Source organism: Terriglobus sp. YAF25, assembly GCF_052113305.1.
Classification (GTDB): Bacteria; Acidobacteriota; Terriglobia; order Terriglobales; family Acidobacteriaceae; genus Terriglobus.
Genome location: NZ_JBFRCY010001022.1, coordinates 1 through 1,160, shown reverse-complemented (window position 1 = coordinate 1,160; position 1,160 = coordinate 1). Strand labels below are relative to the sequence as shown.

Sequence of the window (1,160 nt, the reverse complement as noted above, 5' to 3'; positions counted from 1 at the left end):
GTTGTTGACCGTGCAGTTTGGCGATCCCTTTACGCATGGAACGCTATTCGTGCCAGCGATAATGTCATTGAAGGTGCAAGCCGCATTGGGAGTTCCACTCGCGCTGCATGCCGTACCCGCAGTTGTCTGTTTGTTGAACAGCGCATACAGGTTGTAGTTGGCATTGCCGAGACGACCGCCACCATTTTTCTGCGCAACCAGAGCCATAATGCCCGCCATCGCAGGAGAGCCGACGGACGTACCTCCCACGCCGATCAGATCGTTATAAGGCGAGGAGATATTGCATCCCTTACCATCCGTGAGCTGATCTGCCTGGCAAACGATGTAGAAGGCTCTCGAGAAACCATTCGACGCGAATAGAGACACATCCGGGATATCGCGGACATTGTCTGCGGGCACACCAGTTCCCGTCTGCCAAGATGGCTTAGGGTATCCGCCCTGACATGTCGCGAGCGTCGACCCCGTGGCAGAGATACAGTTGCTTCGTCCACCACCACCACCAGTGGTAGTCAGCAGTCCTTTGGATTGTGCTGTCGAATTATTGCAGACGGCTTCCGGAGAGAGTCCCRCATACGTGGTTGAAAGCGAGAGCTGTTCGTTCGTGCAGGTGTTGTTCCAAGTCGTCTCCGGAATGTAGGCCGAAACGGAAGCCTTTGTCGTCGAGTTGTTGCTGCTGCCGAATTTGCCGTTATCGCCGTAGAGCGTCTGAAAATCAGTCCCGCCGATCGCGGTGTTGTACGGCGTGGATGCGATGGCATTAACGGTCAGACCATAGCTCGCATAGCTCTTGTTCTGATCGCAGGTTCCTGAGCCGGAATCGCCGGCAGCGACCAAAACTGTAATTCCCTGTGCCGCCGCCTGCTGCCATAGCGCACGATAAAAGCTGTTTCCACTGGTACCGGCTGCAAACTCGCAAACGCCCCAGCTCTCACTAACGATGGGAGCCAGGTTGTTGTCGATAATGTACTCCGCTGACAGATCGATACCTGCAGTCGTCTCAGTCCCCATGGATGAGACATAGTCGATCGTCGCATTAGGCGCCGCGGCTCCTGACCATTGCACATCGATGTTGCCTTCGATCTCGTCGTCCTGGGTGCCAGGATTGGGTCCGTTATAGATGATGTTGAGATACTGAGTCCCCGTCGATCCAGACGTATTCC

Annotated in this window: 1 protein-coding gene; it reads right to left on the bottom strand. The window is 55.2% G+C overall.

What is annotated here, in order from left to right:
• Positions 1–1,160, bottom strand: a 1,160-nt coding sequence (locus AB4043_RS26215; RefSeq protein ID WP_442308613.1) for a S53 family peptidase, incomplete at both ends; no start/stop codon positions are given.